Genomic DNA, 24,636 nt, shown 5'->3' with positions numbered 1-24,636 from the left:
AGAGACCATGAAGAAAGCGGCGACGACGAAAAAGGAAACGGAACTGAAGGAAGCCTCTCCCTCCGAACGCATCGATGCCAAGATCAGGGAATTGGGCGACTGGCGCGGCGAAACGCTTTCCCGCGTCCGAGCGATCATTCGTGAGGCCGACCCGCAAGTGGAGGAGACGTGGAAGTGGAGGGGCGTCCCGGTGTGGGAACACGCCGGCATCATCTGCACCGGCGAAACCTACAAGGCCGTCGTCAAGCTGACCTTTGCCAAGGGCGCTTCCGTGGAGGATCCCTCCAAGCTCTTCAACTCCAGCCTTGAGGGCAATACGCGCCGGGCGATCGATATTCACGAAGGAGAGAAAATCGACGAGGCAGCCCTGACGGCGCTGATACAGGCTGCGGTGGCGCTGAACACGGCGCGCAAACCGGCATCGAAGAAAGCGAGCGCCTAGAGCAATTCCAGCAAAAGTGCGCAGCGGTTTCGCGCCCGAATTTGCGTGAAAACAAAGAGATAGAGCATTTTCGTGACTCGAAGAAAAATGGAAATGCTCTAGTTCGGCGGGCGAAAGGCATCCCGGGGCAACAGCCGGTCATTGCCGATACCGCAGAGCGTCCTATGTGGAGCCTTGCGAATTCATTTCGATTGAAAACCGATAAGACGGAGGCTCTTTTGAAGGGTTACCTTCCCTATCTGGTCGGCGCGCTGGCAGGAATGCTCGGCGCCATTCTCCTGTCCAGCCTGTTGACGCTGACAGGAACGCCACAGCTCATCCTTTTCGCCCTGCTGCCCGTAGTCGGCGGTGCCGTCGTCGAACGTGTCGTCCAGAGCCGCTCCGGCAATTCGTGAGAGCCCATGGGACGGCTGAAGGAAATTGTCATTGATTGCGATGTGCCCTCCCGCGTCGCCCGCTTCTGGGCCGAAGCGCTTGATGGCTATGCGGTCTTGCCCTACGACGATGAGGAAGTCGCCCGCCTTGCCGCGTCAGGCCTGACGCCCGAGACCGACCCGGTGGTGATAGTCGAAGGGCCGGGAACGCGGCTCTGCTTCCATCTTCGCCAGGGAGAGCGTCCGCTCCGTAATCGCGTCCATCTCGATATCGCCAGCCCTGACCGCGGAAAGGAGGTCGCGCGCCTGATATCTCTGGGCGCGACCTTCGTGCGTGAAACGGCCGAATACACCGTGCTGAACGATCCCGAGGGCAACAATTTCTGCGTGACCTCCTGATAGTCTGCGTCAGACAGACTTCACCTCGCCGCCATCCATTCCGGTCATCCAGTGCGCGGCCGGCGAGACAATGAAAGCCATCAGTTCAGCGATCTCTTCCGGCTCGCCGAAACGGGCAATGCCGGCTTCCTTCGGAAATCTGGCCGTCGCCTCTTCCACCGTCATGTCGTGCAATGGCGCTCAATGATGGCTGCTTTGTCGGACATGGTGTTTCTCCTGTTCGCGGGTCAGCCGAGGAAATCGCGGATCGCGGCGGCAATCTCGTCCGCATGCGTTTCGAGCGCGAAGTGGCCGGTATCGAAGAATTTGATCACGGCATCAGGAATATCGCGGGCAAAGGCTTCGGCACCCGGCGGCAGGAAGAAGGGGTCGTTCTTGCCCCAGACGGCGAGGAAGCGCGGCTTGTGGGTCCGGAAGTAATTCTGGAAGGTCGGGTAGAGCGCCACATTGCTTTTGTAGTCGCCCATGAGATCGAGCTGCACAGTCTCGGCACCGGGACGCGCGAGGTAGAAATTGTCGAGCGAATAACCGTCAGGCGAAATCCTGGCCGTATCGGTAACGCCATGCGTATACTGCCAGATGGTCGTTTCCGGCCCGAGGAACGCCTTCAGTGCCGCGCGGTTTTCTTGCGTTCCATCCTGCCAATAGGCCTGCACCGGGTTCCATGCATCGCTGAGGCCATCGACGTATGCATTGCCATTCTGCGAGATGATGCCCGTGATCCGCTCGGGATGCTTGACCGCCAGGCGGAAGCCCGTCGGCGCGCCATAATCGAAGACATAGACGGCATAGCGATCGAAGCCGACGATCTCGGTAAAGCGGTCGATCGTGTCTGCAATGCTGTCGAAGCTGTTGACGGCGGGATCGTCCGACTGGCCGAAGCCCGGAAGATCAGGGGCGATGATGTGGTAGCGATCGGCTAGCAGCGGGATCAGATCGCGGAACATGTGGCCGGAGGTCGGGAAGCCATGCAGCAGCAGGAGCTTCGGAGCGCCCTGGGTACCGGCCTCGCGATAGGCGATCTTGATGCCATCGACGGTGGTGTTGCGGTAGCTGATCTTGGTCATGGTCATGTTTCCTTCAGTTGAGATGAATGTCGATGCAGTGGGAGATATGTCGGTCATTCAGGCTGCGGCCACCGTTGTCACCGCTTCATGGATGACCTGCAGTGCGGTTACCGAAAAGCCCTCGGCGGCAAGCGGTTCGATGACCTTGGCCCAGCCGGAGCCGTCAGCCCAGGCGCCATGGACGAGCACGATATGCATGGTCTGCTGATCAACCGACTGCGGCGACATCTGCTCTCTCCTTCTTCGTTCGTAACCTTTTAAGATGACATAGAATGGTTACTTCCCATGAAGGTAACTTGTCAACCGCCTTTTGACAGGTTACATATGAATCACGTTTTTAAGCGGGCTGCCCTGCAGCTCTGGTCCGCAGCGGAATAGGACTTGCAATGGATAACCACTCTCCCGCCCTGTTCCTGGGTGACGCGTTGGCGCTGGATTTCCTGAATTCGGTGGCAACGCCCGTCGATATGCCTGTCGAATGGATCGATGACGGGGAAGGGCTGCTGCGCTGGCTCGATCAGGCAAAGCTGGTTCCGAGGGAAGCGCTTGAAAGCATGCGCATCCAGGCACTTCCGGGCGAGCTGGACAAGGTCGCCGATCAGGCGAGGAACCTGCGCGAGTGGTTCCGCGCTTTTGTCCGCGAGCATAAGGGAAAGCAGTTGAAGCCCGATACGCTGGCGGAGCTGGAACCGCTGAACCGCCTGCTTGAACGCGACGAAGGTTTCAGCCGCGTYGTGGCGCGTCAGGCCGACGAAGGCGCGGTTTTCGAATTCCAGCCTATGCGCAAGTGKCGCTCGCCGGAGGCATTGCTGCTACCGGTCGGCGAGGCGCTCGGCCGCTTTGTCTGCACCGAAGATTTTTCGAATGTGAAGGCCTGCGAAGGCCCATCCTGCACCCTGCTGTTTGCCGACCATACCCGTGGTCACCGCAGGCGCTGGTGCAGCATGGCGCTCTGCGGCAACCGCGCCAAGCAGGCCGCGCATCGGCACCGGATCAGGCAGGCCTAGCCGCCATCTCTTCGATGAGCCGGTCGAAGCCGATGCCGGTGCCACTCTCTCTGATATCGCCATCTTCGACATCGCCGAAAACGGCCTGCTCGGTGAAGGTCATCAGCGTCGTGCCGCCGCGCCCGGTAAACTCGACGGTCACCAGGGAGGAGGAGATGCTCCTGCCCGCCGTCAGCATCGTATAGGCATAGATGATGCGCTCGCGGGGGTGGATTTCGAGATAGTAGGCGTGCATTGCCTGCTCCGTTCCGTCGGGCATGCGCCATGTCATGCGCTCGCGCCCGCCGATCTCGAAGGCGAAATGATCTTCCATCACCTGCCAGTCGGGATGACAGGCCGTCCAGCGCCGCTTCAGCTGATGATCCGACCAGAAGCGGAAGGCATGCGCCACGCTGCCGGGCAGGTCGCGCTCGATGACGAAGGTGCGGTGATTGACGCTGACACCCATCAGTGATCCTTTTCCTCAGGAGTTTCCGCCATCAGGAGGGCGAGGCGATCGAAGGCTGCATGCATTTCCGCCTGACGTTGCTCGATCCACTGGTTGATGGCGCCGAATGCCTGCTGCTGCATGCGATAGGTGCGCACCCGCCCCACCTTTTCCGAAATGACGATGCCGCTTTCTTCCAGAATCCGCAAATGCTTCAGCACGGCCGKCAGGCCGACATCGGCGGGCTCCGCCAGTTCCGTGACGGAGGACGGCCCCTTCGAAAGCTGCTCCACGAAGCCACGGCGATAGGGATCGGCGAGAGCCTGAAACATCCGGTCGAATTCGGCTGGCGCCAGTTCTGCCATCACATGCCTCAAGATGTCGCGGCCTCAAGATAACGCGCCGGCATCGCCTCCCGATACGGAAACATCGAGAAGTAGGGTTGCGCTTCGGCCAACACGCGTTTGACGGAAGCACGTTGTAACAGACGCTCCAGATAAGTGGAAAGCGCCTGCTGCTCAGCCGTGAACGGATGCACGATGGAGGCAAAGAACAGCCCCGGCAGAGCCGCGCAATCGGCCATGGTGAAATCATCACCCGTTGCCCAGAGCCTTCCCTGCATATGCGCCTCGATCATCTTATAGGCCTGATCGAGCATTGCCCGTGCTTCGGCAACGCCGTGCCGATCATGGGCGTCTGCAGACCGGATTCGGTCGGTGACGATCTTCTGCATCGGCACGCTGACATAGAGATCGTAGAACCGGTCCCAGAGCCGCACCTGCAGCAGTTCTTCCGGGTCATCGGGCAGCATCCGCATCGGCCCCGGATAATGGGCCTGCAGGTATTCGATGATGATGCTCGTCTCCGGTATCGTACGCCCGGTCGCCTCATCATGCAGGATCGGGATCTTGCCGACCGGCCATTTGTCGAGCAGGGCCGCAGCCGAGTCCGCATCGGCAAAATTGACGATCCGGCTGTCGAACGCGGTCTCGTTTTCATAAAGCGCGATCAGCACCTTGTGGCAGAAGGAGGCAAGCGGATGCAGGTAAAGGGTCAGCGTCATATGGCACCAATAGTTTCCAAGTTTGGAAACTATATCTCGGCCGCAATCGTCACGCAAGATGCTTTCCAAAATTGGAAAGTTTTCGATAGGCCTATGCGTATGCCACCCATCCCCTGAAGCTGAAAGCAGCGTAGAACAGACTGACATCTGAAAAGCCTGCCGCGCGCAGCATGGCCTCTTCATCCCCAGGGGCAAGGATATGCAGTCTCTCGCGCATGGCCTTGCGTGCATTGTTCAGCCGGGCAGGGTCCGTTCCATCGGGTGCCCCATAGGCGATATGCCGATCGATCCACATCGATCGCTCCGGCTCCGTTTGCGGGAAGCTCACATGCGCGAGAACAAAGGGCGCGTCCGCTCTCAGGCGACGGCGAATTTTTCGAAGTATCTCAAGCCGTTGTTCGACGGGAATATGATGGAAGGTCAGCAGGCACGCGGCAGCGTCGAACGGACCTTCGGGCGCGATGTCGATGCTGCCTTCGTGAAAACCTATCCGCCCGCCGTGCTCTCCGGTGACCTGCCTTGCCAGTTGCAGCATGTCGGCGGAGGGATCGACACCGTCAAAAGCCCAGCCCTCATGCGCCTCGGCAAATGCCTTGAGTTCCAGTCCGCCGCCCGCGCCAAGCACGAGCACCCGGCCGTTCTCGGGCACACGCTCGGCCATCAACATGGCCGCCATGCGATGCAGGCTGGAAAAGCCTGGAACCTGTCGTGGCGGGCCTTCAATATAGGATTTGACGGCATCTCCGGTGAAGGGCGATGCGGCCGTGCTGGCCACGGATATGTTCGGGATGCGGGGCAGGCGATCATCTTCTATCATGTAACTTTAATTATTTCATGATAGCCGCAGTGTCAATTTCCGCGCCTATTTCGCGAACTTGCGTGCCCCGGCCACGCAGAGAATGACGGCGACCGTCACCGCAAGCATGCTCCAGCTCACCGTCTCGCGCAGCAGCGTTGCGGCAAGCGCCAGCCCGAAGAAGGGTTGCAAGAGCTGTAACTGACCGACGGCGGCGATGCCGCCCTGTGCAAGGCCGCGATACCAGAAGATGAAACCGATCAGCATGCTGAAGAGCGAAACATAGGCGAGACCCAGCATGGCAGGCGTCTGGATATCCGCGAAGCTCGGTGGCCGATAGACGATGGCGGCGACGATCATGACAGGCAGCGACAGCACCAGCGCCCAGGAGATCACCTGCCAGCCGCCGAGCCGGCGCGAAAGCCTGGCGCCTTCGGCATAACCAAGCCCGCAGACGATGACGGCACCGAGCATCAATGCATCGCCGACGGGCGAGGCGGTCAGCCCCTGCGTCAGCGCAAAGCCCGCCACCAGCGCGCTGCCGAGCAGCGAGAAGATCCAGAAAGCCGGCTTCGGCCGCTCGCCACCCCTGATGACGCCGAAGATCGCCGTCGCCAATGGCAGAAGACCGATGAAGACGATGGAATGCGCCGAGGTCACGTGCTGCAACGCCAGCGCCGTCAGCAGCGGAAAGCCGACGACGACACCGAGCGCGATGACAACAAGTGAGATGAGGTCCTGCCGCGAAGGCCGCTTCTCCCGGAAGATGATCAGCAGGCAGAGCGCCAGGATACCGGCAATCGCCGCTCGCGCGACCGTCAGGAAAACCGGATCAAGCTGCATGACGGCCACACGCGTCGCCGGCAGCGATCCGCTGAAGATCAGCACGCCAATGAAACCATTGATCCATCCGGTCGCTGTGCGATCCATGCGGCACTCCTCTGTTCGTCCGCTCTTATCGATCTTCCTCACTGGCGCTGCCAGTCACAGTTCGGTACAGTTTGCCGAAACTGTAATGGTGGAAGGACCAGTACGGATGGACGAGCAGAGGCAGGCAAACACACGGGTCGGCATGGTCATGGCGACGATCCGGCAAAGGATTGCCGGGCGCAGCCTGACACCCGGCGCAAAGCTACCCTCGATCCGCGGCCTCTCGGAAACCTTGAAAGTCTCGGCCTCGACGGTCGTCGATGCCTATGAGCGTCTGGTGGCCGAGGGCACGATCCTCTCTCGTCCCGGTTCCGGCTTCTATGTCGCCAGCCAGACGGCGCCCTTGTCGCTTTCGGATATCGGCCCGAAGCTTGACCGCGCCATTGATCCCTTTTGGATATCGCGGCAATCGCTGGAGGCGCGCGACAGCGACTTGAAGCCGGGCTGCGGCTGGCTGCCGCCCTCGTGGTTTCCCGAAGATGCCATCCGCCGGACGCTGCGATCGCTCTCCCGCACTGAGGCCGCAAGTCTTTTCGACTACGGCTCGCCGCTCGGCCTCAAGCCGCTGCGCCAGCTCATTACCAGGCGCATGGCAGAGCGCGGCATCGAGGCGGCGCCGGATCAGATCATGCTCACCGAATCCGGAACCCAGGCGATCGATTTCCTCTGCCGCTTCCTGATGGAACCCGGCGATACCGTTCTGGTGGATGATCCCTGTTATTTCAATTTCCATGCGCTGCTCAGAGCCCACCGCGCCAAGGTGGTGAGCGTTCCCTACACGCCCTCGGGCCCGGATATCGAACTCTTCGCCAAGGTGCTCGCCGAGGACAAGCCGCGGCTCTACATCACCAATTCAGCCATCCACAACCCGACCGGCGCAACGCTGTCGCCCGTTACGGCTCATCGGCTGCTGAAGCTCGCCGAACAACACGGCCTCACCATCATCGAGGACGATATCTTCGCCGATTTCGAACAGATGCCGGCACCGCGCCTTGCTGCCTTCGACGGCCTCGATCGCGTCATCCATATCGGCAGTTTCTCCAAGACGCTCTCGGCCTCGGCGCGCTGCGGCTTCATCGCCGCGAGGCCGGAATGGATCGAAGGCCTGACCGATCTCAAGATTGCAACCTCCTTCGGCGGTGCCCGGCTGAATGCCGAACTGGTGCTGAGCGTGTTGAGCGACGGTGGCTATCGCAAACATACGGAGAGCCTGCGCAGCCGCCTGTCGAAGGCGATGTTCGATGTCACGACCCGGCTGAAAGCCCTTGATATCCGCCCCTGGCTGGAGCCGCAGGCCGGTATGTTCCTCTGGTGTCGCCTGCCTGATGGTCTGGATGCGGCCGTCGTGGCGCGCGCGGCGCTCGCCAACAACGTTGTCCTTGCCCCTGGCAATGCCTTCAGCCTGACGCAATCGGCAACCGGCTTCATGCGATTCAATGTCTCTCAGACGCTTGATCACCGGGTTTTCGAAGTGCTGCGTGACGCGCTCAAACGGGCGGAACGGTTCGCTGAGTGATACGCCGCCGCATGCCCATGTTTTAGGATGACAGGATCGCTGCGCAACAATATACAGTCAATCTAGACCGGATCCCGCCGGCCTTGATCATGGATTCTTGGATCACGCATGAAAGACTGGCATCCCGATCTCAGCCGCTCCTCGAGCCCCCGTTATATGGCAATTGCCGATCTGATCGAAATGGATCTGAAAGGCGGGGTACTGGCAGTAGGAGACCGGCTGCCACCGCAGCGGGAGCTCGCAAAACGCCTCAATATCGATTTCACGACAGTGGCGCGCGGTTATGTGGAAGCGCAGAAGCGCGGGMTGGTGGATTCACATGTCGGCCGCGGCACCTTCGTGACCGGCGGGCAGGGCAGGGAACGGCACGACGTTTTCGCCGATACCGCGCCGGATCCGCGCCGGACTTCCGTGGTCGATTTTTCGATGAACTTGCCGCCGGAGCCCGACGATCCGGAGTTGGTGAGCCACATGCGTGAAGGCATGGCGGCGGTGGCCGCCAATCTCATTCCGCTGCTGCGCTATCAGGGATTTGGCGGCTCCGGCATGGACAAGGAGGCGGCTGCCATCTGGCTTGGCCGCCGTGGGCTGGTGCCCTCGCAGGAGCGCATTTTCGTGACGCCCGGCGCCCATCCGGCGCTGCTTGCGATCTTCGGCCTGCTGGCAAAGCCCGGAGAGACCGTGCTGTCGGAAAACATCACCTATCCCGGCATGCGCTCGATTGCCGCCCAGTTGCGGCTCAATCTCTCCGGCCTGCCGATGGATGACGAGGGCATCTTGCCGGATGCATTCGCGGAAGCCTGCGAGCGGCTGGCCCCAAGAGCACTCTATCTCAATCCGACGCTGCAGAACCCGCTGACACTGACCATTCYGGAAAAGCGCCGCAAGGAGATCGCAGCCGTCGCCCGCAAATATCATGTGCCAATCGTCGAGGACGATGCCTATGGCTTCATCCCGCTGCATGGACCACCGCCGCTGGCGGCAATCGCGCCTGAGCTGACCTGGCATATCGGCGGCCTTGCCAAATGCATCGGCGCCGGCCTGCGGCTTGCCTATGTGGTGGCGCCGGACACCAAAGCGATCTGGCCCTTCGTCAGTGCCATGCGCACCAATAATGTCATGGCCTCGCCGATAACAGTGGCGCTCGCGACCCGTTGGATCGAGGATGGCACGGCAGATACGATCCTGCGTTTCATCCGCTCGGAGGCAGGCGCGCGCCAGCAGATGGTGGCGAATATCCTGCTAGAGGGTAGCTACAAGGCCGATCCGATCAGCTTCAATATCTGGCTGCCGCTCACCAATGGCTGGACCCGCTCGACCTTCGGCAGCCACATGCGCTCCTCCGGCATCGGCGTGGTGGCAAGCGATGCGTTTACGGTGGAGGGGCCTGCGCCCGAAGCCGTGCGCGTCTGTCTCGGTGGACCGATCAGCCGCGAAAGGCTGAAAGGCGCACTCGACTTCATGGCCCACGCGCTGGAAGGTCCACCGGAGATGTCGGCTTCGTTCTTCTAGGGTGGAGCTTCGGGCTCGTAACGCCGGTCCGTCCAACGTCATCAAAGTCAGTAATGAAGACCCCGCCCCAACCCCTCCCCACAAGGGGGAGGGGCTTAAGCTGCTGCGCCCGCCTGCCACTTCTTCTTCGAGGTTTCAGGACGGATGGGGCGGTGCGACAGATCAGTCGCCCCCTTGTGGGGAGGGGTTTTCGAACGCGCAACCTCGTCCGGTTAATGATTGGACCTCCCGCCATCCCGCTCCTCTCGCACCCCGCAAACCCCATCCCCAAAATCTCTGCGTCATTCTGACGAATAGACTGGCAATCCGCTTCAATGTAATTATATTGTATGCATACATTATGAGGCATTGAATGGATTTCATCAGTGCCTCGCAACGTCGAAAAGCGAGATCGCCATGGACACCGAATATCCTCCTCTCCCTCCGATGCAGACCGGCATCCGGGGCCGCTGCCCGCGCTGCGGACAGGGACATATGTTCAAGGGTTTCCTCACGCTGAAGAAGGAATGCGAAGTCTGCGGGCTGGATTATTCCTTCGCCGACCCGGCCGATGGCCCGGCCTTCTTCGTCATCTGCTTCGCCTGTGTGCCGAGCGTGCTGCTMGGTGTGTGGCTGGAAGTTGCCTTCTCCGCGCCGCTCTGGGTCCAGTTTCTGGTGACCGGCCCCTTCATGTTCGCCACCTGTATCCCGCCGCTGAGGCCGCTGAAGGGATGGCTGGTCGCAAGCCAGTATTTCTACAAGGCCGAAGAGGGCAAGCTCGCCTGATGTCCGTTCAACCTATGTGATGGGGCGGGAATGAGCGGCTTGCGAGGTCGTACCGGGGCATTGCAGGCTGCCCTGAACCTCAGATCTTGAAGACCTTATCTATCCCGCGGCGCGGAATGATGATTTCGACAAAGTGGGTGGTGTTGCGTATGAGGCAATGCGCCCCAAGGACCTCCTGGCGGTCGTCGGAAGCGCGATGTACGGTGAGATGGCCGGCGGCTCCGACCTTCTGGTTATCGAAATAACGGATATTTTCGCCGGGATCGCTGGCCGAAAGACTGATGGAAACGACCTTGTTGTCCTCCTTGGTTATTGCCTCATAGTACTTGAACATCAAATCGGTTCGGTCGATGAAGAAGCAGCGGCGCGACGGTGACAGGCCGTTGACATGGACGTGATCCAGCACGTCTCGATGGAAGATGATCGATTCCTTGCTGCCGCGCTGGTTAGGCGAAAAATATTCAACGAAATAGTCATTGATYGCCTGTCCTTGATCGTCTCGGACGTAAATGACGATCTGAAGATACTGATGGAGGGCATTGGTATCGTCAGGCATTGTCTTTCCAAGCTGCTCAGGGGTGCTTGCCGCAGTCGCCTCGCTAATCTTTCGCCAGTCCTCGGCGATCGCAGCATATTCGGCTTTGCCATTGCATTTCAGCGCCTGCAAAATGAGCTTGCCGAGACGATCCGAAATGTCTTCGTTGGCCCCGCTTTGTTCGTCCGGCTTTATGATGGAGCTGTGGTCCCTGTCCGGAAGAATTGCAAAAGGGAAGAGCACGTCGCCGGCGCGGACATGCCATGGCACGGGTACAACCTCTGTATCCTTCTCGCTGTGTGAGAAATCCACCGTGAAACCGCGAACGTTGAGGTTGGCGGCTGCGCAGCGGATCGTTCCGTCACTGCCGTTCTCGTTGACGATTTCTCTCAAGACGTCTTCATAACCCTTGGTTCCGATGACGACGAAAGGCATGATTTTATCCGGCCCATAGGGGCCGGCAGACTCTCCTGACGGGTCGAGCAGGTCGCGCAGTGCGAGATCCCATTGATATTCGGAGGCGAGTTCCAATCCATTCAGCGTCTGCGTGCCCGTCTGAAACCAGTTGTTCCATCCTTTGATGACGCGGCCGAGCATGCTCTTGCCGGTGGAGGYGAGCCGCGAGCCGAAATTGGCTGGCGCCAGCATTACCAGCCTCTTGACCGGGCACTTCGCGGCATCGGGGTAGAAGCGGGAAATCCATTCGCGCGCAACAAGCCCGCCTGTGCTGTGCACGATCATGTCGAAGGGCGGCGTGAGCCGGCGGTTTCTGATCGCCTCGTTGACCGCAATATCCATCCTCGCCGCGACATCTTCGATGCGGACATCGTCATCAAGCGAAATGTAGTCGGCAAGCAGAATCCGTTGCGCATTGAATTTATTTCGAGCAAGAAAATCGCGAAGTGAAGTGAAGGACTGGGCCGTGTCACTCCAGCCATGCAGAATTGCAACATCAGCAGGCATTATTTTCCTCCCATGTTCCGAAATACGAAAATCGGCTCAAAATTATATTTCATTCAGGTGAGCTAAGATCCCAGCGGCGGATCATATACTTATTGTGTGCAATTGGAAGTTTTATTTATTGTTATATGCACGGGATTCTGCGCTCGCGAATGCATCGCGGCGCTCTCGAGGTCAGCCAAAATGCCGCAGTCATCGGGCGGCAAGACCTCTTGCAACTAATGTACCGATAAGTACAATACATAACGAAAGGTACAAACCAACCACGGAGACCAGATATGCCCGCACCGCTTCCCCCCTTCACTCATGAAACCGCAACCCAGAAGGTCCGTCTTGCCGAAGACGGCTGGAACAGCCGCGATCCGCAGCGCGTCTCGCTCGTCTATACGCCCGGGAGCCAGTGGCGGAACCGCGCCGAATTCGTCACCGGTCGCGCTGAGATCGTCGCTTTTCTTACGCGCAAATGGGCGAAGGAACTGGATTACCGGCTGATCAAGGAACTCTGGGCTTTCACCGACAATCGTATCGCCGTGCGCTTTGCCTATGAGTGGCATGACGACAGCAACAACTGGTTCCGTTCTTACGGTAACGAGAATTGGGAATTCGATGCCGAGGGCTTGATGCAGCGCCGTTTCGCCTGCATCAACGATCTGCCGATCAAGGAATCGGATCGCAAGTTCCACTGGCCGCTCGGCCGGCGGCCCGACGACCATCCGGGCCTTTCCGACCTCGGCCTTTGAGGCTGAAGGTGACCAAAGGTGAGTTGTGAAGACCGTTTATGAACGTGCCGATGTCGTGCCGCTGCTTGCGGAAATCTTCCGCGAGCTCGGCTACGAGGGCACGACATTGAGCCGCATCACCGAGCGTACCGGCATCGGCAAGGGTAGCCTCTATCACTTCTTTCCCGGTGGGAAGGAGGAGATGGCGGCCTCCGTCCTTGCCGATGTCGACGGCTGGTTCGAACGCGCCATCTACGAGCCGTTGCGCCATGACGATGCCAGGGCGGCAATCGATGCGATGTGGGCGAATGTCATGGACTATTTCCGCTCCGGCAGCCGCATCTGCCTCGTCGGCGCCTTTGCGCTGGACGAAACGCGCGAGCGCTTCTCGCCGGTCATACGGGATTATTTCGTCCGCTGGATCGAGGCGCTGCGCCAGGCGTTGGTCCGCGCCGGTTACTCCGGGGAGGCTGCTCTTGCGGCAGCCGAAGAGGCGGTATCAGGTATTCAGGGCGCGCTGGTGCTCGCGCGGGCGCTGGATGACAAGGATATGTTTCGCAGGACCCTGGACCGGCTGGCCGGCAGGCTGACTGCGACGAAACGTGAGGGATAGGCGGTGACCGCTGCGTTGGCAGGAGCACGAATGCTGGCAACGCGGGGAAAGCGGGTGAGGGGTCCAGGACGTCCTCACCCGGCAGGATTGTATCTAGGAGTCGTTCTGCGAGGGCAGGCGGACGGGGCGCGGATTCTCGCGCTGCGTGCGTACCTGGCGCCACTCGTTTTCCATCTGGTCGACGACGTGCTGGGGGATCTTGGTCGGAGTTTCTGCGGTGGTCTGCATCGTATACCTCTCTTCCTCAGCAAGGATGTGCTTACGAATTGATGCATCGCACAATAAAAACTGCGTGTAAATAAACCAGCGTCACACTTGAAACGATTTAGTTAATTTCAATCGATTAAGCGAACGTTAACCACAAAAGACCTCTGAGAGCCGTATCATGACTGTCTCGCTCGACCGGCAATTCTTCTTCGACACTGTGCAGCACTCGCTGTTCAAGGGCAGCCTCGCGCCGGGCCAAATCGAGGGCATGAACGCCATCTTTGACTACTGGGACGCGAATTTGGCTACCGCAGATCGGCGCTGGCTGGCCTATATATTAGCCACCGCGTTTCATGAGACGGCTTACACGATGCAGCCTGTGCGCGAGACGCTGGCAACGAGTGATTCGCGCGCCGTCGAGATTCTCGAGGCCGCCTTTGCGGGCGGCCGGCTCTCCTGGGTGAAGACGCCCTATTGGCGGCCGGATGAGGATGGCAACAGCTGGCTCGGCCGCGGGCTGGTTCAGCTGACCCACAGGCGCAATTACGAAGCGATGAGTGAAGTGACCGGCATCGATCTCGTCGCTCGTCCCGACCGGGCGATGGAAATGGCGCCGGCCGTGACGATCCTGATCGAGGGCATGCTGCGCGGCAGCTTCACCAGCCACCGGCTTTGCGACCACCTCAATGAGGAGAGGGAAGACTGGATCAGTGCGCGCCGCATCGTCAACGGCACCGACAGGGCGGAAAAGCTCGCCGGATACGGACAGGCCTTCCTCGCTGCGATCCGCACGGAGCAATGCGGTTCGTGGACTTGATCTAACGCCTTGGCCGGCGAGCTTCCGCGATGTCGAAACCGCTGGAGGCTGATGACTTCCGCCTGCCAGCCGACACGCTATCGCGACGATGCAGCTGACATTGCCCTGCCGCCGGTTTTCAGCGATAAAATGCATGCCGAGGTGTTGTCGTGAAAGCTCCAAAGCAAAGTCGTGGACCGCTGTTTGAACCGCTTCAGCTGCCTTGCGGTTTGACCCTTGATAATCGAATTGCGAAATCGGCGATGTCGGATTCACTCGGCGACGGAACCGGGCATCCGACCGTTGCGCAGATGAGGCTCTATCAACGCTGGGCCGAAGGTGGATTGGCCGTATCCATAATAGGAGAGGTCCAGCTCACCTCCGGCTACGCCGAGAACCCCGGTAACCTGGTGCTCAATGAAGCATCGGACCTCGAACAATTCAGAAAACTTGCTCTGCACGGCAGCCAAAACGACACCAGGCTCTGGCTGCAACTCGGTCACGCTGGAGCTCTTGCCTATGCACCGACAAGCAACCCGAAGGGTCCGAGTGCTTTCGACGTGCAAGGCCTGCGTTGCGCGGAAATCACCTTGAAGGAACTAGGCCGATTGCCCTCGCAATATGCAACGACAGCCCGGCTAGCGCAGCAGGCGGGGTTTGGCGGTGTGCAAATTCACGCGGCACATGGATTTCTGCTGAGCCAGTTTCTTTCACCGTTGTTCAACAGGCGGCGCGATGCATACGGAGGGGAGATCGCCCATCGTATGCGGATTCTGCTGGAAGTTATCGAAGCAACCCGGGTCGCTGTCGGACCGGCTTTCCCGATCGCCGTGAAACTGAATTCTTCGGACGAACTGGAAGGAGGGTTCGACGAGGATGACGCTCTCGAAGTGGTGACGGCGCTGGACCGATCTTCGATCGACCTGATCGATATCAGCGGCGGGACTTACTTTCCTGGCGCAAAATCAGCCTCCGACAGGGCGGGCCGGAGGCCCTACTTCCTCGAATTCGCGAAACGCGCACGCGCTGTCACAACCAAGCCTCTTATGCTGACGGGCGGTTTCAAGACTCGCGGGCAGGCCGAAGACGCCGTGGCATGCGGTGCCGTCGACATTGTCGGTCTTGCGCGCGCACTCGCCCTTGAGCCTTCTCTTCCCAATCTTTGGAAAGAAAACCAGAGATCGGAGCCGTCCTTTCCCAGGTTCCCAAACGCTCCGGAGGGCGGGATCACCGCATGGTACACGATGCGGCTCGCCGAGATCGGTGTTGACAACGATCCACCCGATTCCAGCGACCTCGAACAGGCCGTCCGCGACTATGCGGAACGGAACAAGCATCGAACAAAAGTCTGGTTGGCTCACTTTGCCAAGGAGGCAGCCGGAAGCAACTGAAGCCGACGACGCCAGCCTTATCTGGCGGATGGAACGGTTATCGGTTTCTGACTAATCGCGTTCCATCGTCGCGAGGATAGCGGCCGCCATCCGTTTCGCCTGGCGGCCGGGCTCCGCTGAGCGAACCACTTGGGCTACGGCCGTTGCTCCCTCATGAAGAATATTGATTTCGTCCGCCACACGTCTTGGGTCGCGGAACCGTGCGGCATGAGCAAGTTCTTCGAAATAGGCGAGCGTCAGGCGCTTGTGCATGCTGGCGGCACGAAACACGGGATCGACCATGTCCTTGTGTTCTCCCGTGGCGGCCATAAAGCTGCAGCCCCTGAAGTCCTTGTCCTTGAACCAGAGCTGTAGAAAGTCGAACGTCAATAAAATCCGCTCTGCCGGATCACTTGCTCGCTTTTCCACAAACTCGCGCATCTCACGGCGATCCTCCTCGTCGCGCCGCTCGAGCGCGGCAACGATCAGATCCTCCTTGGTCTCGAAGTGCCGATACAACGTCGTTTTCGCGACGCCGCTTTCCGCGATAATCAAATCGACCCCCGTTGCCTGGTACCCTTTCTCGTTGAACAGACGGAGGGCCGTTTCAAGAAGATGGTCCCTGATCTCTGATCGCCGCATTGTCACACCTCAAACAGAACTGATCTGTAGCGATAGTTAGGTGTTCCAGYGACCAATGGCAATGCACAAGCGCAGACAATTCCTCTGAACACCGCTTGCTGGATTAAACTTGCAGGCCTTCGCTATCGAAGGGTCGCGACGATCGCGCTTTCGTGACTTGGAAACGATACAGATCTGTAGTACATCGTTATAAACGATACAGATTGGTATCGTTTCTTCTTGGAGGCGAGAAGCCTCTGGAGATCAATTCAATGGGAGAAGGAAATGACCCAAGCTATCAAACATATCGGCAAGCAGCCGAAGTCCAGGAGCACCTTCGGCATTTTGCATCTGGCGGACACCTATGGCCGCGCGGCGACAACCGCCGGCCTCTATGTTTCGATCGCCATGATATATGCTTGGTTTGGCGGCATGAAATTTACGGCCTACGAAGCGCAGGGACTGGTCGATCTGGTCAGTAACAGCCCTCTTGTAAGCTGGATGTATGCGATCTTCAGTGTGCGAGGCTTTTCGAGTTTTCTTGGCGTCCTGGAACTGAGTATCGGCACACTCATCGCAGCAAGGTTCATTAGCCCGGTTTATTCGTTACTCGGAGGCGCCCTGTCGTCCGGACTGTTCGTCACCACCATCAGCTTTATGATTACGACCCCTGGCGTGGTTGTCCCCGAACTCGGGTTCCCGGCCATTTCGGTCGCCCCTGGTCAATTCTTGCTCAAGGACGTCGGGCTTCTGGCCCTATCGCTCTGGATTGCAATGGATTCCCTTCTCGCGATCCGCTCCGCCAGAGCCTAGATCCGAAAGCCCGGCAGTTAGCCTTTGTGCGAACGCCCTGATCCAGCTCGGATCGGGGCGTTCGCCATTCACTGAAAGCGAAACTCGTGCCATTCTGCGAAGAGCGATCTTCTTCTCTGAACGGAGGATTGGTGCCGTGGACGGGTTGCTCGGCGGGGCGGGGGCGAAAGCTTTCGAGACATGGGCGGGTTTCAGCGTTATCGGCACGCTGAGCTTCGTACTCGGCTTTGCGATGAACTACGGTTCGATCTGCACCTTCATCGCCACGACCGAGTTGGTTTCCGAGCGCCGACCTGCGCGGTTTCTCGCTTTAGCCGAATGCGCGGTGTGGGCTGCCGTCGGATATATCGTCCTCGATACGTTGCCGGCCATGCAGAGTGGATGGTCTCCCTTGCTTCACATGGTCGGCGCAGCCATCCTCTTTGGCGTCGGCGTATACGTGACGGTGCTTGCGTCTTCGGATCGGTCGGGCATTTTGGCAACGGGGAACTGGAGTTCGGCTTCACGTTCCTCGGAATTCTGGTCATCCTCTCCCTCGATGCAGTACTCGAACTCCGCCCGGATCCAATGCCAATCAGCGCTGCACCGCCGCTTGCGCTGGAAGCTTTGCTGGTGGTTCTGCCCGCAATTCTCTTTCTGAGACTGGCCGTCTCTTTCAGATCCGAGACGAACTTTCGGCGGCTAACGCTGGCAATGGGTACGATTGRCATGACTTCGGCCACCTTGTCAGCGTTCGCCCCCCGCTTCTCTATCACCACCTCGATTGGATCGATGCTTTCGATCCCGGTGACGAGTTCGCTGATTTTTGTCTGCATGTTCGCAGGCAGTCTCGTTTCGGCGAGAATTCGTCGACATCTTTTTTCGCTAACCTGGCCGACATGGAGAAGTGTGTCGCGAAGGATAATGGGCGGCATTCTGATGGGCTTCGGGGCGCTCCTTATCCCTGGTGGAAACGACACGCTCCTGCTCGTCGGCCTCCCGATGGGAGCGTGGCAGGCGTTCCTCGCTTACCTTCTTATGGTATCGGCGCTTGCCGCGCTGATCGCCGGATTTGGTTCAGCGGCGCAATCTTGGTCGTAACATCCGGCCGGGCCGCGAGGCTCAAGCTTTATCGGTCACTGCGCATACTTGATCTCCGACCTCCGACGCCTCCATCCGCTCGATGAACTTACAGCCTGACGCGGCATTGTGGCCCGGTTGAAGACCCGGTCGGCGCGTGTTATCGCCCGGCTCAGGCCCAGAGAGTTCAAACCCCGCGAACTGCCACAGGAGTGTCCCGCGTGATCCGCCATATCGTCTTCTTCACCGTGCCGGAGGAAAACCGCGAGGCGGTGCGCAAGGGGCTCTCCATACTGACGGGCATTCCGCATGCGCTGAAGCTGGAAATCGGCGAGAACGTCAAGACCGACCAGTGGGGCAATGCGATCGATTTCGTCGTCTACGGCGAATTCGAGAACGAGGAGGCGCTCGCCGCCTACAAGGCGCATCCCGATTATGACCTTTCGACCCGTACGGTAAAGCCGCTTAGGGATGCCAGGACCGCAGCCGATTTCGATAGCGATAAGGCGGTCACCAGACCCCTGCAGGATTGACGATGGCAATTGGCGCCGCTTTCGGTGCAGATCTATCCAATTGGAAATGAATAGGAATTTGCGAAAATGTCGTATTGTGTGGCGGATTTTTAGCTAAGCCATTGATAATGAATAAGTGATCCATCGGGCGCCAAAAATATATATAAAAAAATTTCAACGGGCACTGTCTCTGGTTTGAAATTCTTTACGCGTAATTTTGAGGTCAAGTGAATCACTTATTCATTATCAATGACTTAGCTCCCAAATCACTGCATTGGTGGCTCACTTTTAAAATTCTTATTCATTTTCAAAGAGATAGACAAGAAACTGGAATCGGCGGCGATGACAGATGCACCAATCTGTGAAGGACCGGAAACAACCCTTGAGAAAAAAGCCGCAAACGATTCCGAAGATTAGCGGATTGGCAGCGGCTGATGCTGCGGCAACGAAGCTCTCCGCGCCAGATGGCAGCGTGCCAGTTCGCAGTTCGATTCTGAGAACATCATAATCAAGAGAGATTAAAAGCCAGATCTCGAAAGCCAAGCCAGCCTCCGGCAGCCGTGGACGGCTGAACCGCCTCCGGTCAGGCCGGCTGTATGCTCGGTCTTGCGCTGCGCACCAGCGCCATCAGCATCAGCACGAAGACCATTGCGATGGCGGCAAGCACGGCGCAGGTGATGATCGTCGGACCGACGCCGGCGCGGTCGAGGATGGCGGTGAATATGACGGGGGCAATAGCGTTGGCAAGGTTCTGCGGCATCGACAGGCGAGCCGCCTGCAATCCGTATTCCCTGGGCGAGAAGAGGGCGAGCGGCAGCAGCGCGCGGGCAACAGCAAGCACGCCGGAGCCGAAGCCGTAAAGCAGCACGAAGGTGACGAGCAGCGGCGTCGATGGCGGCACGATGAAGAGCATCAGGAAGCTGAAAAGCATCAGGCTGACGCCCATCACCGATGTCAGGATCGGATTGCCGCGCTTGCCGAGCAGCATATCGAGCGCGCGCGCCGAAATACCGATCACGCCGCGGGCCGCACCGAGCTGCAGTGCAAGGGCGGTCGATGCGCCGGACTGGCGGAAGATTTCGAGCAATGACGGCGAGACGCCGAAGGTGATGAAGGTGCCGAGCGTGGTCGAAACCGCGATCAGCAGGAAGGCCTTGCGTCGGTCGGCCGGCGTCAGCTCGATGGGCGGCGTTTCGGCGGCAGCCCCCTGCGTGTGGCTCGCGACCGGTTTCGGCAGGCCGAAGAGATGCAACGGCAGGCAGACGAAGAATTGCAGGCAGGCGCTGACGATGAAGGTGACGCGCCAGCCGAAGCTCTCGTTGAGAAGCGTCAGGATCGGCCAAAAGATGGTGGCCGACAAGCCCGTGAACAGCATCAGGATGGCAATGACGCGTTTGCTGTTTGCGCCCTCGCGCTCCACGACGGCCGTGTAGCAGGGTGCCGAAAGGCCGAGCGCCCCGCCGAGCCCGATGACGACCCAGGCGAGGCCATAGACGATGATATTGGTGGCGGCTGCAAGCAGCAGCAGGCCGATCGCGAAGGTGATCGACGAGGCGGCCAGCACCTTGGCCGCGCCATAGCGGCCGAGCCAACGCCCGGTGGTGGGACCGGCAAGTGCGCTGATGACCATMATGACGGTCAGGCCGGCGAAGATCGCTTCATTCGGCAGCCCCAGCGAGGGCGCAATGACACGGCCCATGACACCGAGCATATCGAAGGTGGTGCCCCAGCCGATAAGCTGGGTGACGGCGAGCACGCCAACCGTCTGCGCCGTACGAAGCGAAAATGATTTTTGCATGGATTCTGGAATGAAATGAATGAAGGTGGACCAAGCGATAGCAGCTTCAACCTGATGGCGAAAGGCGTCGATCGAACAAATCCGGTACGGATTTTGAAGGCGCCAAGATTTCCCTTGCGACAGAGTGTGTTAACGGCATTTTCTGCCCATCATTCAGGAATCGCGTATATTTCGCGCAATAGTCGAGAATTGTTCTAAAAGGCCTGCATTGCCGTGCATTCATTTGCCATTCAGGTCGCTTGAGTACATATTCGGGACAAGTTGGCATTACATTGAAAGCACAGCACATGGCCTCTCCTCTGAGCGTCGCAGCATTGGCCGCCGGGCTGGCGGTTTCGGCGCCCTCACCGGACGATACCCACACGCTTGTCCTGCGTGTAGCGCGCGATTGCAGCGCCGCAGCCCAGCAGGTCGTGGACGAGACGGGTGGCCAGCTTCTTTCCGTGCAGCCGGTGGGCGACGCCTGCATCATCACCGTTCTCGTTCAGGGCAATGGCCAGCGTCCGCGCAAGGTGACGGTAAAGGTTCCGATGTAAACGGAATCGGCTTATTCATATCATCAGTGATTTGCAGCGGATGAAGGCGAAGCGATGCGCATTCTGGTAGTCGAAGACGACGTCAATTTGAACCGGCAGCTGAGCGACACGCTGAAAGAGGCGGGGTATGTCGTCGATCAGGCGTTCGATGGCGAGGAAGGCCATTTCCTCGGCGATACCGAGCCCTATGATGCCATCATTCTCGATATCGGCCTGCCCGAACTGGATGGCGTGACAGTGCTCGAAAAATGGCGCGGCGCCGGCCGCACCGTGCCTGTGCTGATCCTGACTGCCCGCGACCGCTGGAGCGACAAGGTGGCCGGGATCGATGCCGGCGCCGACGACTATGTGACGAAGCCCTTCCATGTCGAGGAAGTGCTGGCCCGCATCCGCGCGCTTATCCGCCGTGCGGCCGGCCATGCCTCCTCCGAAATCGTCTGCGGCCCGGTGCGGATCGATACCAAGTCCTCCAAGGCGATCGTCAATGGCGTGGCGCTGAAGCTCACCTCGCATGAATACAGGCTGCTTGCCTATCTCATGCATCACATGGGCGAGGTGGTGTCGCGCACGGAGCTGGTCGAGCATATGTACGATCAGGATTTCGACCGCGATTCCAATACGATCGAGGTCTTCGTCGGCCGCTTGCGCAAGAAGATGGGCGTTGACCTGATCGAAACGGTGCGCGGTCTCGGTTACCGCATCCAAACGCCGACCAATGCGAATTAAGTCACTCACCGCACGCGTGCTGCTCCTGACCACGGTCTGGTCGACGGTGGCACTGGTGGTGATCGGCCTGTTGATCTCGACACTCTACAGACGAAGCGCGGAGCGGGGCTTTCAAGACCTGCTGCGCGCCCAGCTCTATAATGTCATCAATTCCGTGACGATCGGCGATCAGGGCGCGCTCGCGGGCAGCCCGCAGCTTGGCGACCTGCGTTTCGCCCAGCCGAAAACCGGCTGGTACTGGGTGGTCGAACCGCTAGGCACCTATACGACGGCACCACTCGTTTCGCCGTCGCTCGGTTCGGCGACCATCCCCGTTCTGTCGGTCGTGGAAGCCCCTTTCGACAAGAATTACGAGCGCTATTACCAGGTGACGGACGCCTCCGGAAACCGGGTGCAGGTGGCCGAAACCGAAGTGGTGCTMGACACCGATGGCCGCGCCGCGCGCTTCCGCGTCACCGGCAATGTCGACGTCGTCGAGGACGATGTCCGCAATTTCTCCCACCGGCTCTATCTGGCGCTTGCCGGTTTCGGCGTCGGCAGTCTCATCGTCAATGCGCTCGCCATTCTCTATGGCCTGAAGCCGCTCGACAAGGCGCGCGCAGCCCTTGAACGCGTTCGCGCCGGCGAAAGCGAGCAGCTGAAGGGCGATTTCCCGCGCGAGATCCTGCCGCTTGCCAATGAGGTCAACGCCTTGATCGACAGCAACCGCCGCATCGTCGAGCGGGCCCGCATGCAGGTCGGCAATCTCGCCCACTCGCTGAAGACGCCGATCGCCGTGCTGCTGAACGAGGCGCGCGTGCTTGAAAAGTCGCATGGCGAACTGGTGCGCAACCAGGCCGAGGCCATGCAGGGGCAGGTGCAGTCCTATCTCAACCGGGCGCGCATTGCCGCCCAGCGCGAAACCGTGCTGGCCCGAACCGAGGCCGAGCCGGCGCTGGAGCGGCTGGTGCGCGTCATGCGCCGCCTGAACGTCGAGACCGAATTCGAACTGGTCGTCCAGCCGCCACACCTGGCTGTTGCCATGGAGCAGCAGGATCTCGAGGAGACGGTCGGCAACCTGTTGGAAAACGCCGCGCGCTTTGCCAGGAGCAAGGTGCGTCTCTCGGCGGTCGAAGCCGGCGAGGATGTGAAGGGAATAGAAGCCAGCGCCCGCAAGCATTGGGTCGAGCTTGCCGTCGAGGATGACGGCCCGGGGCTGGAGCCCGACCAGATCCGCGAAGCGCTGAAGCGCGGCCGGCGGCTGGACGAAAGCAAGCCCGGAACCGGCCTTGGCCTCTCCATCGTCACGGAGATTTCCAATGAGTATCAGGGCCGCCTGGAACTCACTCGCGGGGAATGGGGCGGGCTGAAAGCCAAGCTTATCCTGCCGGCTGTGACAAAGGATGTTGCATGAGCAACTGCTTGATGTCACAAAGATAGTGGCAAATGTATAGCATGCTTTGCCTTAATGCTGACACGGGGACGCTGCACTTCGATCGGCTTATGTTGACACCCCTGATCGTGGTTCGATTGCAATGACTCTACGTTGGCARGGCATGATCGTTTCTTCCCTTATCGTCGCCGTTGCGCTCTCTGGCTGCACGACGACGAAAGGTTCTACGCGCGGTCTTTTCGGCGGCGGCAAGCCTCCGGCTTCGGCCGCTTTCATCGCGGCTTTGCAGGGCGGTATCGTCGGCCACACCGGCGTAGAGCTTGGTGACAGCGACAAGCAGCGGGCGCTGGAAGCTGAATACCGTGCTCTGGAAGGCGCCGGCGTCGGGCAGCCGGTCACCTGGACCGGTCGCGATGCCAAGGGCAGCGTCGTGGTCGCAGCGCCTTATCAGGTAGGCTCGCAGAACTGCCGCCAGTACACTCACACCGTCACTGTCGATGGCAAGGATACGCTGGCACGCGGTGTCGCCTGTCGCAACGAAGATGGCACCTGGTCGCCGCTCGGCTGATCTCTCTTCCCGTTATCTTGCGGCCAATAGCCTCAAATCTTCGTCATTCAGGCATTGGCAGTTGGAAAGGGCGCACGCTTCAAGTATTTGGGCCGATATGCTGTTCTGGATTCTCGTGGCTATCCTGACGGCGGCCGTTGCCGCCATTCTGCTTTACCCTCTTTTGCGTGGAGCGAAGGCGGCCGAAAATACGCGTGCCGGTGAGGCTGCCGTCTATCGCGACCAGTTGCGCGAACTCGACAGGGATCTCTCGGGCGACCTGATCAGTGCTGACGAGGCCGATTACGCCCGCGCGGAGATCGGCCGCCGGCTGATCGCCGTTTCCGGTGTTGCTCCGACCGAAGAAGGCAAGCCTGCAAGGCATCACCGCCTGACCGAAGCCTTCATCGTGCTGCTCCTGCCGGTCATCGGGCTCTGTCTTTACATGAATACCGGCAGGCCCGACCTGCCGTCCCAGCCGCTGGAAGCCCGGCTTGCCAATCCCGGCAATGATATGGCCGTTCTCGTCGCCAAGGCGGAGCGGCATCTGGCGCAGAATCCTGACGACGGCAAAGGTTGGGATGTGCTGGCGCCGATCTACTTCAGCACCATGCGTATTTCCGATGCCGAGACCGCCTATCGCAACGCCATCCGTTTGCTTGGCCCAAGCCCCGCGCGCCTCGACGGTCTTGCCGAAACGCTGATGGCGATCTCCGAAGGTGTGGTGACGGAAGATGCGCGCAAGGTGCTGGAACGGTCGCTATCTCTTGAGCGGAACAACCCGCGTGCGCGTTTCTACATCGCGCTGAGCCTGGAGCAGGCTGGCCGACCCGGCGAGGCGCGGGGTGCCTTCGAGGATCTCGCCAGGCAGTCGCCGGCCGATGCGCCGTGGCTGCCGCTGGTCAACGAGCACATCGCCAAAAACGGCGGCACGGCGGTCGCCTCTGCAGGTGAGCCTGCCGCACCGGGCGGCCCGACGGCCGAAGATGTCGCAGCGGCCGAGACGATGAACAGCGGCGACCGGCAGCAGATGATCCGCGGCATGGTGGAGAGCCTGGATGCCAAACTGTCTGCCGATCCTGATAATTTCGAGGGCTGGATGCGCCTTGTCCGCTCTTACGCCGTATTGAAGTCCGCTCTTACGCCGTATTGAA

31 protein-coding genes and 2 pseudogenes are annotated in these 24,636 nt (G+C 59.8%); 20 read left to right on the top strand and 13 right to left on the bottom strand.

The genetic code is table 11. The features are described from left to right. Window positions 1-7 precede the first annotated feature (7 nt). From AC1DNW_RS29710 to AC1DNW_RS29700, 3 genes are all read left to right on the top strand, one after another. Complete coding sequence (locus tag AC1DNW_RS29710) at window positions 8-442, top strand: DUF1801 domain-containing protein (RefSeq protein WP_113310054.1); 435 nt, start codon at window positions 8-10, stop codon at window positions 440-442. A gap of 218 nt (window positions 443-660) precedes the next feature. After that, window positions 661-837, top strand: coding sequence for a hypothetical protein (locus AC1DNW_RS29705; protein ID WP_477833268.1), 177 nt, complete (start codon window positions 661-663; stop codon window positions 835-837). Between the two features lie 6 nt (window positions 838-843). Next, window positions 844-1,215 carry a VOC family protein gene (locus AC1DNW_RS29700; protein ID WP_113310056.1) on the top strand — a complete coding sequence of 124 codons (372 nt, stop codon included), beginning with the start codon at window positions 844-846 and terminating at the stop codon, window positions 1,213-1,215. Window positions 1,216-1,224: 9 nt separating this feature from the next. Here the strand turns inward: AC1DNW_RS29700 and AC1DNW_RS29695 are convergent, their stop codons facing one another. The 3 genes and pseudogenes from AC1DNW_RS29695 to AC1DNW_RS29685 all read right to left on the bottom strand — a co-directional run. Further along, complete coding sequence (locus tag AC1DNW_RS29695) at window positions 1,225-1,389, bottom strand: hypothetical protein (protein ID WP_477855258.1); 165 nt, start codon at window positions 1,387-1,389, stop codon at window positions 1,225-1,227. A gap of 53 nt (window positions 1,390-1,442) precedes the next feature. After that, window positions 1,443-2,282: an alpha/beta hydrolase gene (locus AC1DNW_RS29690; protein ID WP_113310081.1), complete on the bottom strand. Its 840-nt coding sequence runs from the start codon at window positions 2,280-2,282 to the stop codon at window positions 1,443-1,445. A 102-nt stretch (window positions 2,283-2,384) separates the two neighbouring features. Further along, window positions 2,385-2,510, bottom strand: a pseudogene (locus tag AC1DNW_RS29685) (alpha/beta hydrolase); the annotation flags it as partial. Window positions 2,511-2,668: 158 nt separating this feature from the next. Between AC1DNW_RS29685 and AC1DNW_RS29680 the strand changes: the two are divergent. Next, window positions 2,669-3,289 carry a CGNR zinc finger domain-containing protein gene (locus tag AC1DNW_RS29680; RefSeq protein ID WP_477855257.1) on the top strand — a complete coding sequence of 207 codons (621 nt, stop codon included), beginning with the start codon at window positions 2,669-2,671 and terminating at the stop codon, window positions 3,287-3,289. Here the strand turns inward: AC1DNW_RS29680 and AC1DNW_RS29675 are convergent. From AC1DNW_RS29675 to AC1DNW_RS29655, 5 genes are all read right to left on the bottom strand, one after another. Further along, window positions 3,276-3,737: an SRPBCC domain-containing protein gene (locus AC1DNW_RS29675; RefSeq protein WP_113310058.1), complete on the bottom strand. Its 462-nt coding sequence runs from the start codon at window positions 3,735-3,737 to the stop codon at window positions 3,276-3,278. The genes AC1DNW_RS29680 and AC1DNW_RS29675 overlap by 14 nt on opposite strands. Then, window positions 3,737-4,081 (bottom strand): ArsR/SmtB family transcription factor, encoded by a 345-nt coding sequence (locus tag AC1DNW_RS29670; RefSeq protein WP_477855256.1) that lies wholly within the window; start codon window positions 4,079-4,081, stop codon window positions 3,737-3,739. The genes AC1DNW_RS29675 and AC1DNW_RS29670 overlap by 1 nt, the downstream gene beginning before the upstream one ends. Window positions 4,082-4,089: 8 nt before the next feature. Continuing rightward, window positions 4,090-4,779, bottom strand: coding sequence for a glutathione S-transferase family protein (locus tag AC1DNW_RS29665; RefSeq protein ID WP_113310060.1), 690 nt, complete (start codon window positions 4,777-4,779; stop codon window positions 4,090-4,092). A 91-nt stretch (window positions 4,780-4,870) separates the two neighbouring features. Next, window positions 4,871-5,596 carry a class I SAM-dependent methyltransferase gene (locus AC1DNW_RS29660; protein ID WP_113310061.1) on the bottom strand — a complete coding sequence of 242 codons (726 nt, stop codon included), beginning with the start codon at window positions 5,594-5,596 and terminating at the stop codon, window positions 4,871-4,873. A gap of 45 nt (window positions 5,597-5,641) precedes the next feature. Further along, window positions 5,642-6,505, bottom strand: coding sequence for a DMT family transporter (locus AC1DNW_RS29655; protein ID WP_113301636.1), 864 nt, complete (start codon window positions 6,503-6,505; stop codon window positions 5,642-5,644). Between the two features lie 106 nt (window positions 6,506-6,611). Between AC1DNW_RS29655 and AC1DNW_RS29650 the strand changes: the two genes are divergently transcribed. The 3 genes from AC1DNW_RS29650 (at window position 6,612) to AC1DNW_RS29640 (ending at window position 10,298) form a co-directional block, all read left to right on the top strand. Continuing rightward, entirely contained in the window at window positions 6,612-8,021 is a 1,410-nt protein-coding gene (locus tag AC1DNW_RS29650; RefSeq protein ID WP_477855255.1) for an aminotransferase-like domain-containing protein, read from the top strand. 108 nt (window positions 8,022-8,129) lie between these two features. Next, window positions 8,130-9,533: an aminotransferase-like domain-containing protein gene (locus AC1DNW_RS29645; RefSeq protein WP_477855254.1), complete on the top strand. Its 1,404-nt coding sequence runs from the start codon at window positions 8,130-8,132 to the stop codon at window positions 9,531-9,533. 396 nt (window positions 9,534-9,929) lie between these two features. Further along, the gene (locus tag AC1DNW_RS29640) at window positions 9,930-10,298 is read left to right on the top strand and encodes a DUF983 domain-containing protein (protein WP_113301639.1); all 369 of its coding nucleotides are present in this window, start codon (window positions 9,930-9,932) and stop codon (window positions 10,296-10,298) included. A 79-nt stretch (window positions 10,299-10,377) separates the two neighbouring features. Here AC1DNW_RS29640 and AC1DNW_RS29635 read toward each other — a convergent pair whose 3' ends face one another. Beyond that, entirely contained in the window at window positions 10,378-11,796 is a 1,419-nt protein-coding gene (locus AC1DNW_RS29635; RefSeq protein ID WP_477855253.1) for an esterase/lipase family protein, read from the bottom strand. Window positions 11,797-12,071: 275 nt separating this feature from the next. Between AC1DNW_RS29635 and AC1DNW_RS29630 the strand changes: the two genes are divergently transcribed. Then, the gene (locus AC1DNW_RS29630; protein WP_113310065.1) at window positions 12,072-12,533 is read left to right on the top strand and encodes a nuclear transport factor 2 family protein; all 462 of its coding nucleotides are present in this window, start codon (window positions 12,072-12,074) and stop codon (window positions 12,531-12,533) included. Between the two features lie 25 nt (window positions 12,534-12,558). After that, the gene (locus AC1DNW_RS29625) at window positions 12,559-13,125 is read left to right on the top strand and encodes a TetR/AcrR family transcriptional regulator (RefSeq protein WP_113310066.1); all 567 of its coding nucleotides are present in this window, start codon (window positions 12,559-12,561) and stop codon (window positions 13,123-13,125) included. 93 nt (window positions 13,126-13,218) lie between these two features. Here the strand turns inward: AC1DNW_RS29625 and AC1DNW_RS29620 are convergent, their stop codons facing one another. Next, a complete protein-coding gene (locus AC1DNW_RS29620) occupies window positions 13,219-13,353 on the bottom strand; it encodes a hypothetical protein (protein ID WP_477821735.1) in 135 nt (44 codons plus the stop codon). A 157-nt stretch (window positions 13,354-13,510) separates the two neighbouring features. Between AC1DNW_RS29620 and AC1DNW_RS29615 the strand changes: the two genes are divergently transcribed. Both AC1DNW_RS29615 and AC1DNW_RS29610 read left to right on the top strand, forming a co-directional pair. After that, entirely contained in the window at window positions 13,511-14,149 is a 639-nt protein-coding gene (locus AC1DNW_RS29615) for a lysozyme family protein (protein WP_113310067.1), read from the top strand. A 149-nt stretch (window positions 14,150-14,298) separates the two neighbouring features. After that, window positions 14,299-15,519 (top strand): NADH:flavin oxidoreductase/NADH oxidase family protein, encoded by a 1,221-nt coding sequence (locus AC1DNW_RS29610; protein WP_113310068.1) that lies wholly within the window; start codon window positions 14,299-14,301, stop codon window positions 15,517-15,519. 51 nt (window positions 15,520-15,570) lie between these two features. Here AC1DNW_RS29610 and AC1DNW_RS29605 read toward each other — a convergent pair whose 3' ends face one another. Next, a complete protein-coding gene (locus tag AC1DNW_RS29605) occupies window positions 15,571-16,140 on the bottom strand; it encodes a TetR/AcrR family transcriptional regulator (protein ID WP_113310069.1) in 570 nt (189 codons plus the stop codon). Between the two features lie 264 nt (window positions 16,141-16,404). On the opposite strand from AC1DNW_RS29605, the gene AC1DNW_RS29600 reads away from it, so the two are divergent. The 4 genes from AC1DNW_RS29600 to AC1DNW_RS29585 all read left to right on the top strand — a co-directional run bounded on the left by AC1DNW_RS29600 (window position 16,405) and on the right by AC1DNW_RS29585 (window position 18,524). After that, complete coding sequence (locus tag AC1DNW_RS29600; protein WP_113310070.1) at window positions 16,405-16,932, top strand: DUF417 family protein; 528 nt, start codon at window positions 16,405-16,407, stop codon at window positions 16,930-16,932. A 136-nt stretch (window positions 16,933-17,068) separates the two neighbouring features. Beyond that, complete coding sequence (locus AC1DNW_RS29595) at window positions 17,069-17,572, top strand: hypothetical protein (protein ID WP_477855252.1); 504 nt, start codon at window positions 17,069-17,071, stop codon at window positions 17,570-17,572. A 68-nt stretch (window positions 17,573-17,640) separates the two neighbouring features. Continuing rightward, complete coding sequence (locus tag AC1DNW_RS29590; RefSeq protein ID WP_477855251.1) at window positions 17,641-18,012, top strand: YeeE/YedE thiosulfate transporter family protein; 372 nt, start codon at window positions 17,641-17,643, stop codon at window positions 18,010-18,012. A gap of 200 nt (window positions 18,013-18,212) precedes the next feature. Next, window positions 18,213-18,524, top strand: a complete 312-nt coding sequence (locus tag AC1DNW_RS29585) for a Dabb family protein (RefSeq protein WP_113310071.1) — start codon at window positions 18,213-18,215, stop codon at window positions 18,522-18,524. Between the two features lie 276 nt (window positions 18,525-18,800). On the opposite strand, the gene AC1DNW_RS29580 is transcribed toward AC1DNW_RS29585, so the two are convergent. Both AC1DNW_RS29580 and AC1DNW_RS29575 read right to left on the bottom strand, forming a co-directional pair. After that, complete coding sequence (locus tag AC1DNW_RS29580) at window positions 18,801-19,046, bottom strand: hypothetical protein (protein WP_113310072.1); 246 nt, start codon at window positions 19,044-19,046, stop codon at window positions 18,801-18,803. 40 nt (window positions 19,047-19,086) lie between these two features. Continuing rightward, complete coding sequence (locus AC1DNW_RS29575; RefSeq protein ID WP_477855250.1) at window positions 19,087-20,301, bottom strand: MFS transporter; 1,215 nt, start codon at window positions 20,299-20,301, stop codon at window positions 19,087-19,089. A 287-nt stretch (window positions 20,302-20,588) separates the two neighbouring features. On the opposite strand from AC1DNW_RS29575, the gene AC1DNW_RS29570 reads away from it, so the two are divergent. The 5 genes and pseudogenes from AC1DNW_RS29570 to ccmI all read left to right on the top strand — a co-directional run. Continuing rightward, window positions 20,589-20,837: a hypothetical protein gene (locus AC1DNW_RS29570; RefSeq protein ID WP_113301650.1), complete on the top strand. Its 249-nt coding sequence runs from the start codon at window positions 20,589-20,591 to the stop codon at window positions 20,835-20,837. Between the two features lie 54 nt (window positions 20,838-20,891). Continuing rightward, window positions 20,892-21,563, top strand: coding sequence for a response regulator transcription factor (locus AC1DNW_RS29565; RefSeq protein WP_113301651.1), 672 nt, complete (start codon window positions 20,892-20,894; stop codon window positions 21,561-21,563). Next, entirely contained in the window at window positions 21,553-22,956 is a 1,404-nt protein-coding gene (locus AC1DNW_RS29560) for a sensor histidine kinase (protein ID WP_113310074.1), read from the top strand. The genes AC1DNW_RS29565 and AC1DNW_RS29560 overlap by 11 nt, the downstream gene beginning before the upstream one ends. Before the next feature lie 121 nt (window positions 22,957-23,077). Then, window positions 23,078-23,503 carry a hypothetical protein gene (locus AC1DNW_RS29555; protein WP_113301653.1) on the top strand — a complete coding sequence of 142 codons (426 nt, stop codon included), beginning with the start codon at window positions 23,078-23,080 and terminating at the stop codon, window positions 23,501-23,503. A 97-nt stretch (window positions 23,504-23,600) separates the two neighbouring features. After that, window positions 23,601-24,611 (top strand): annotated as a pseudogene (gene ccmI / locus AC1DNW_RS29550) (c-type cytochrome biogenesis protein CcmI); the annotation flags it as partial. Window positions 24,612-24,636 lie beyond the last annotated feature (25 nt).

Source organism: Rhizobium sp. 05L429 (assembly GCF_056397645.1).
The sequence above is the reverse complement of the archived record's forward strand: the minus strand, read 5'-3'. Positions and strand labels throughout refer to the sequence as shown.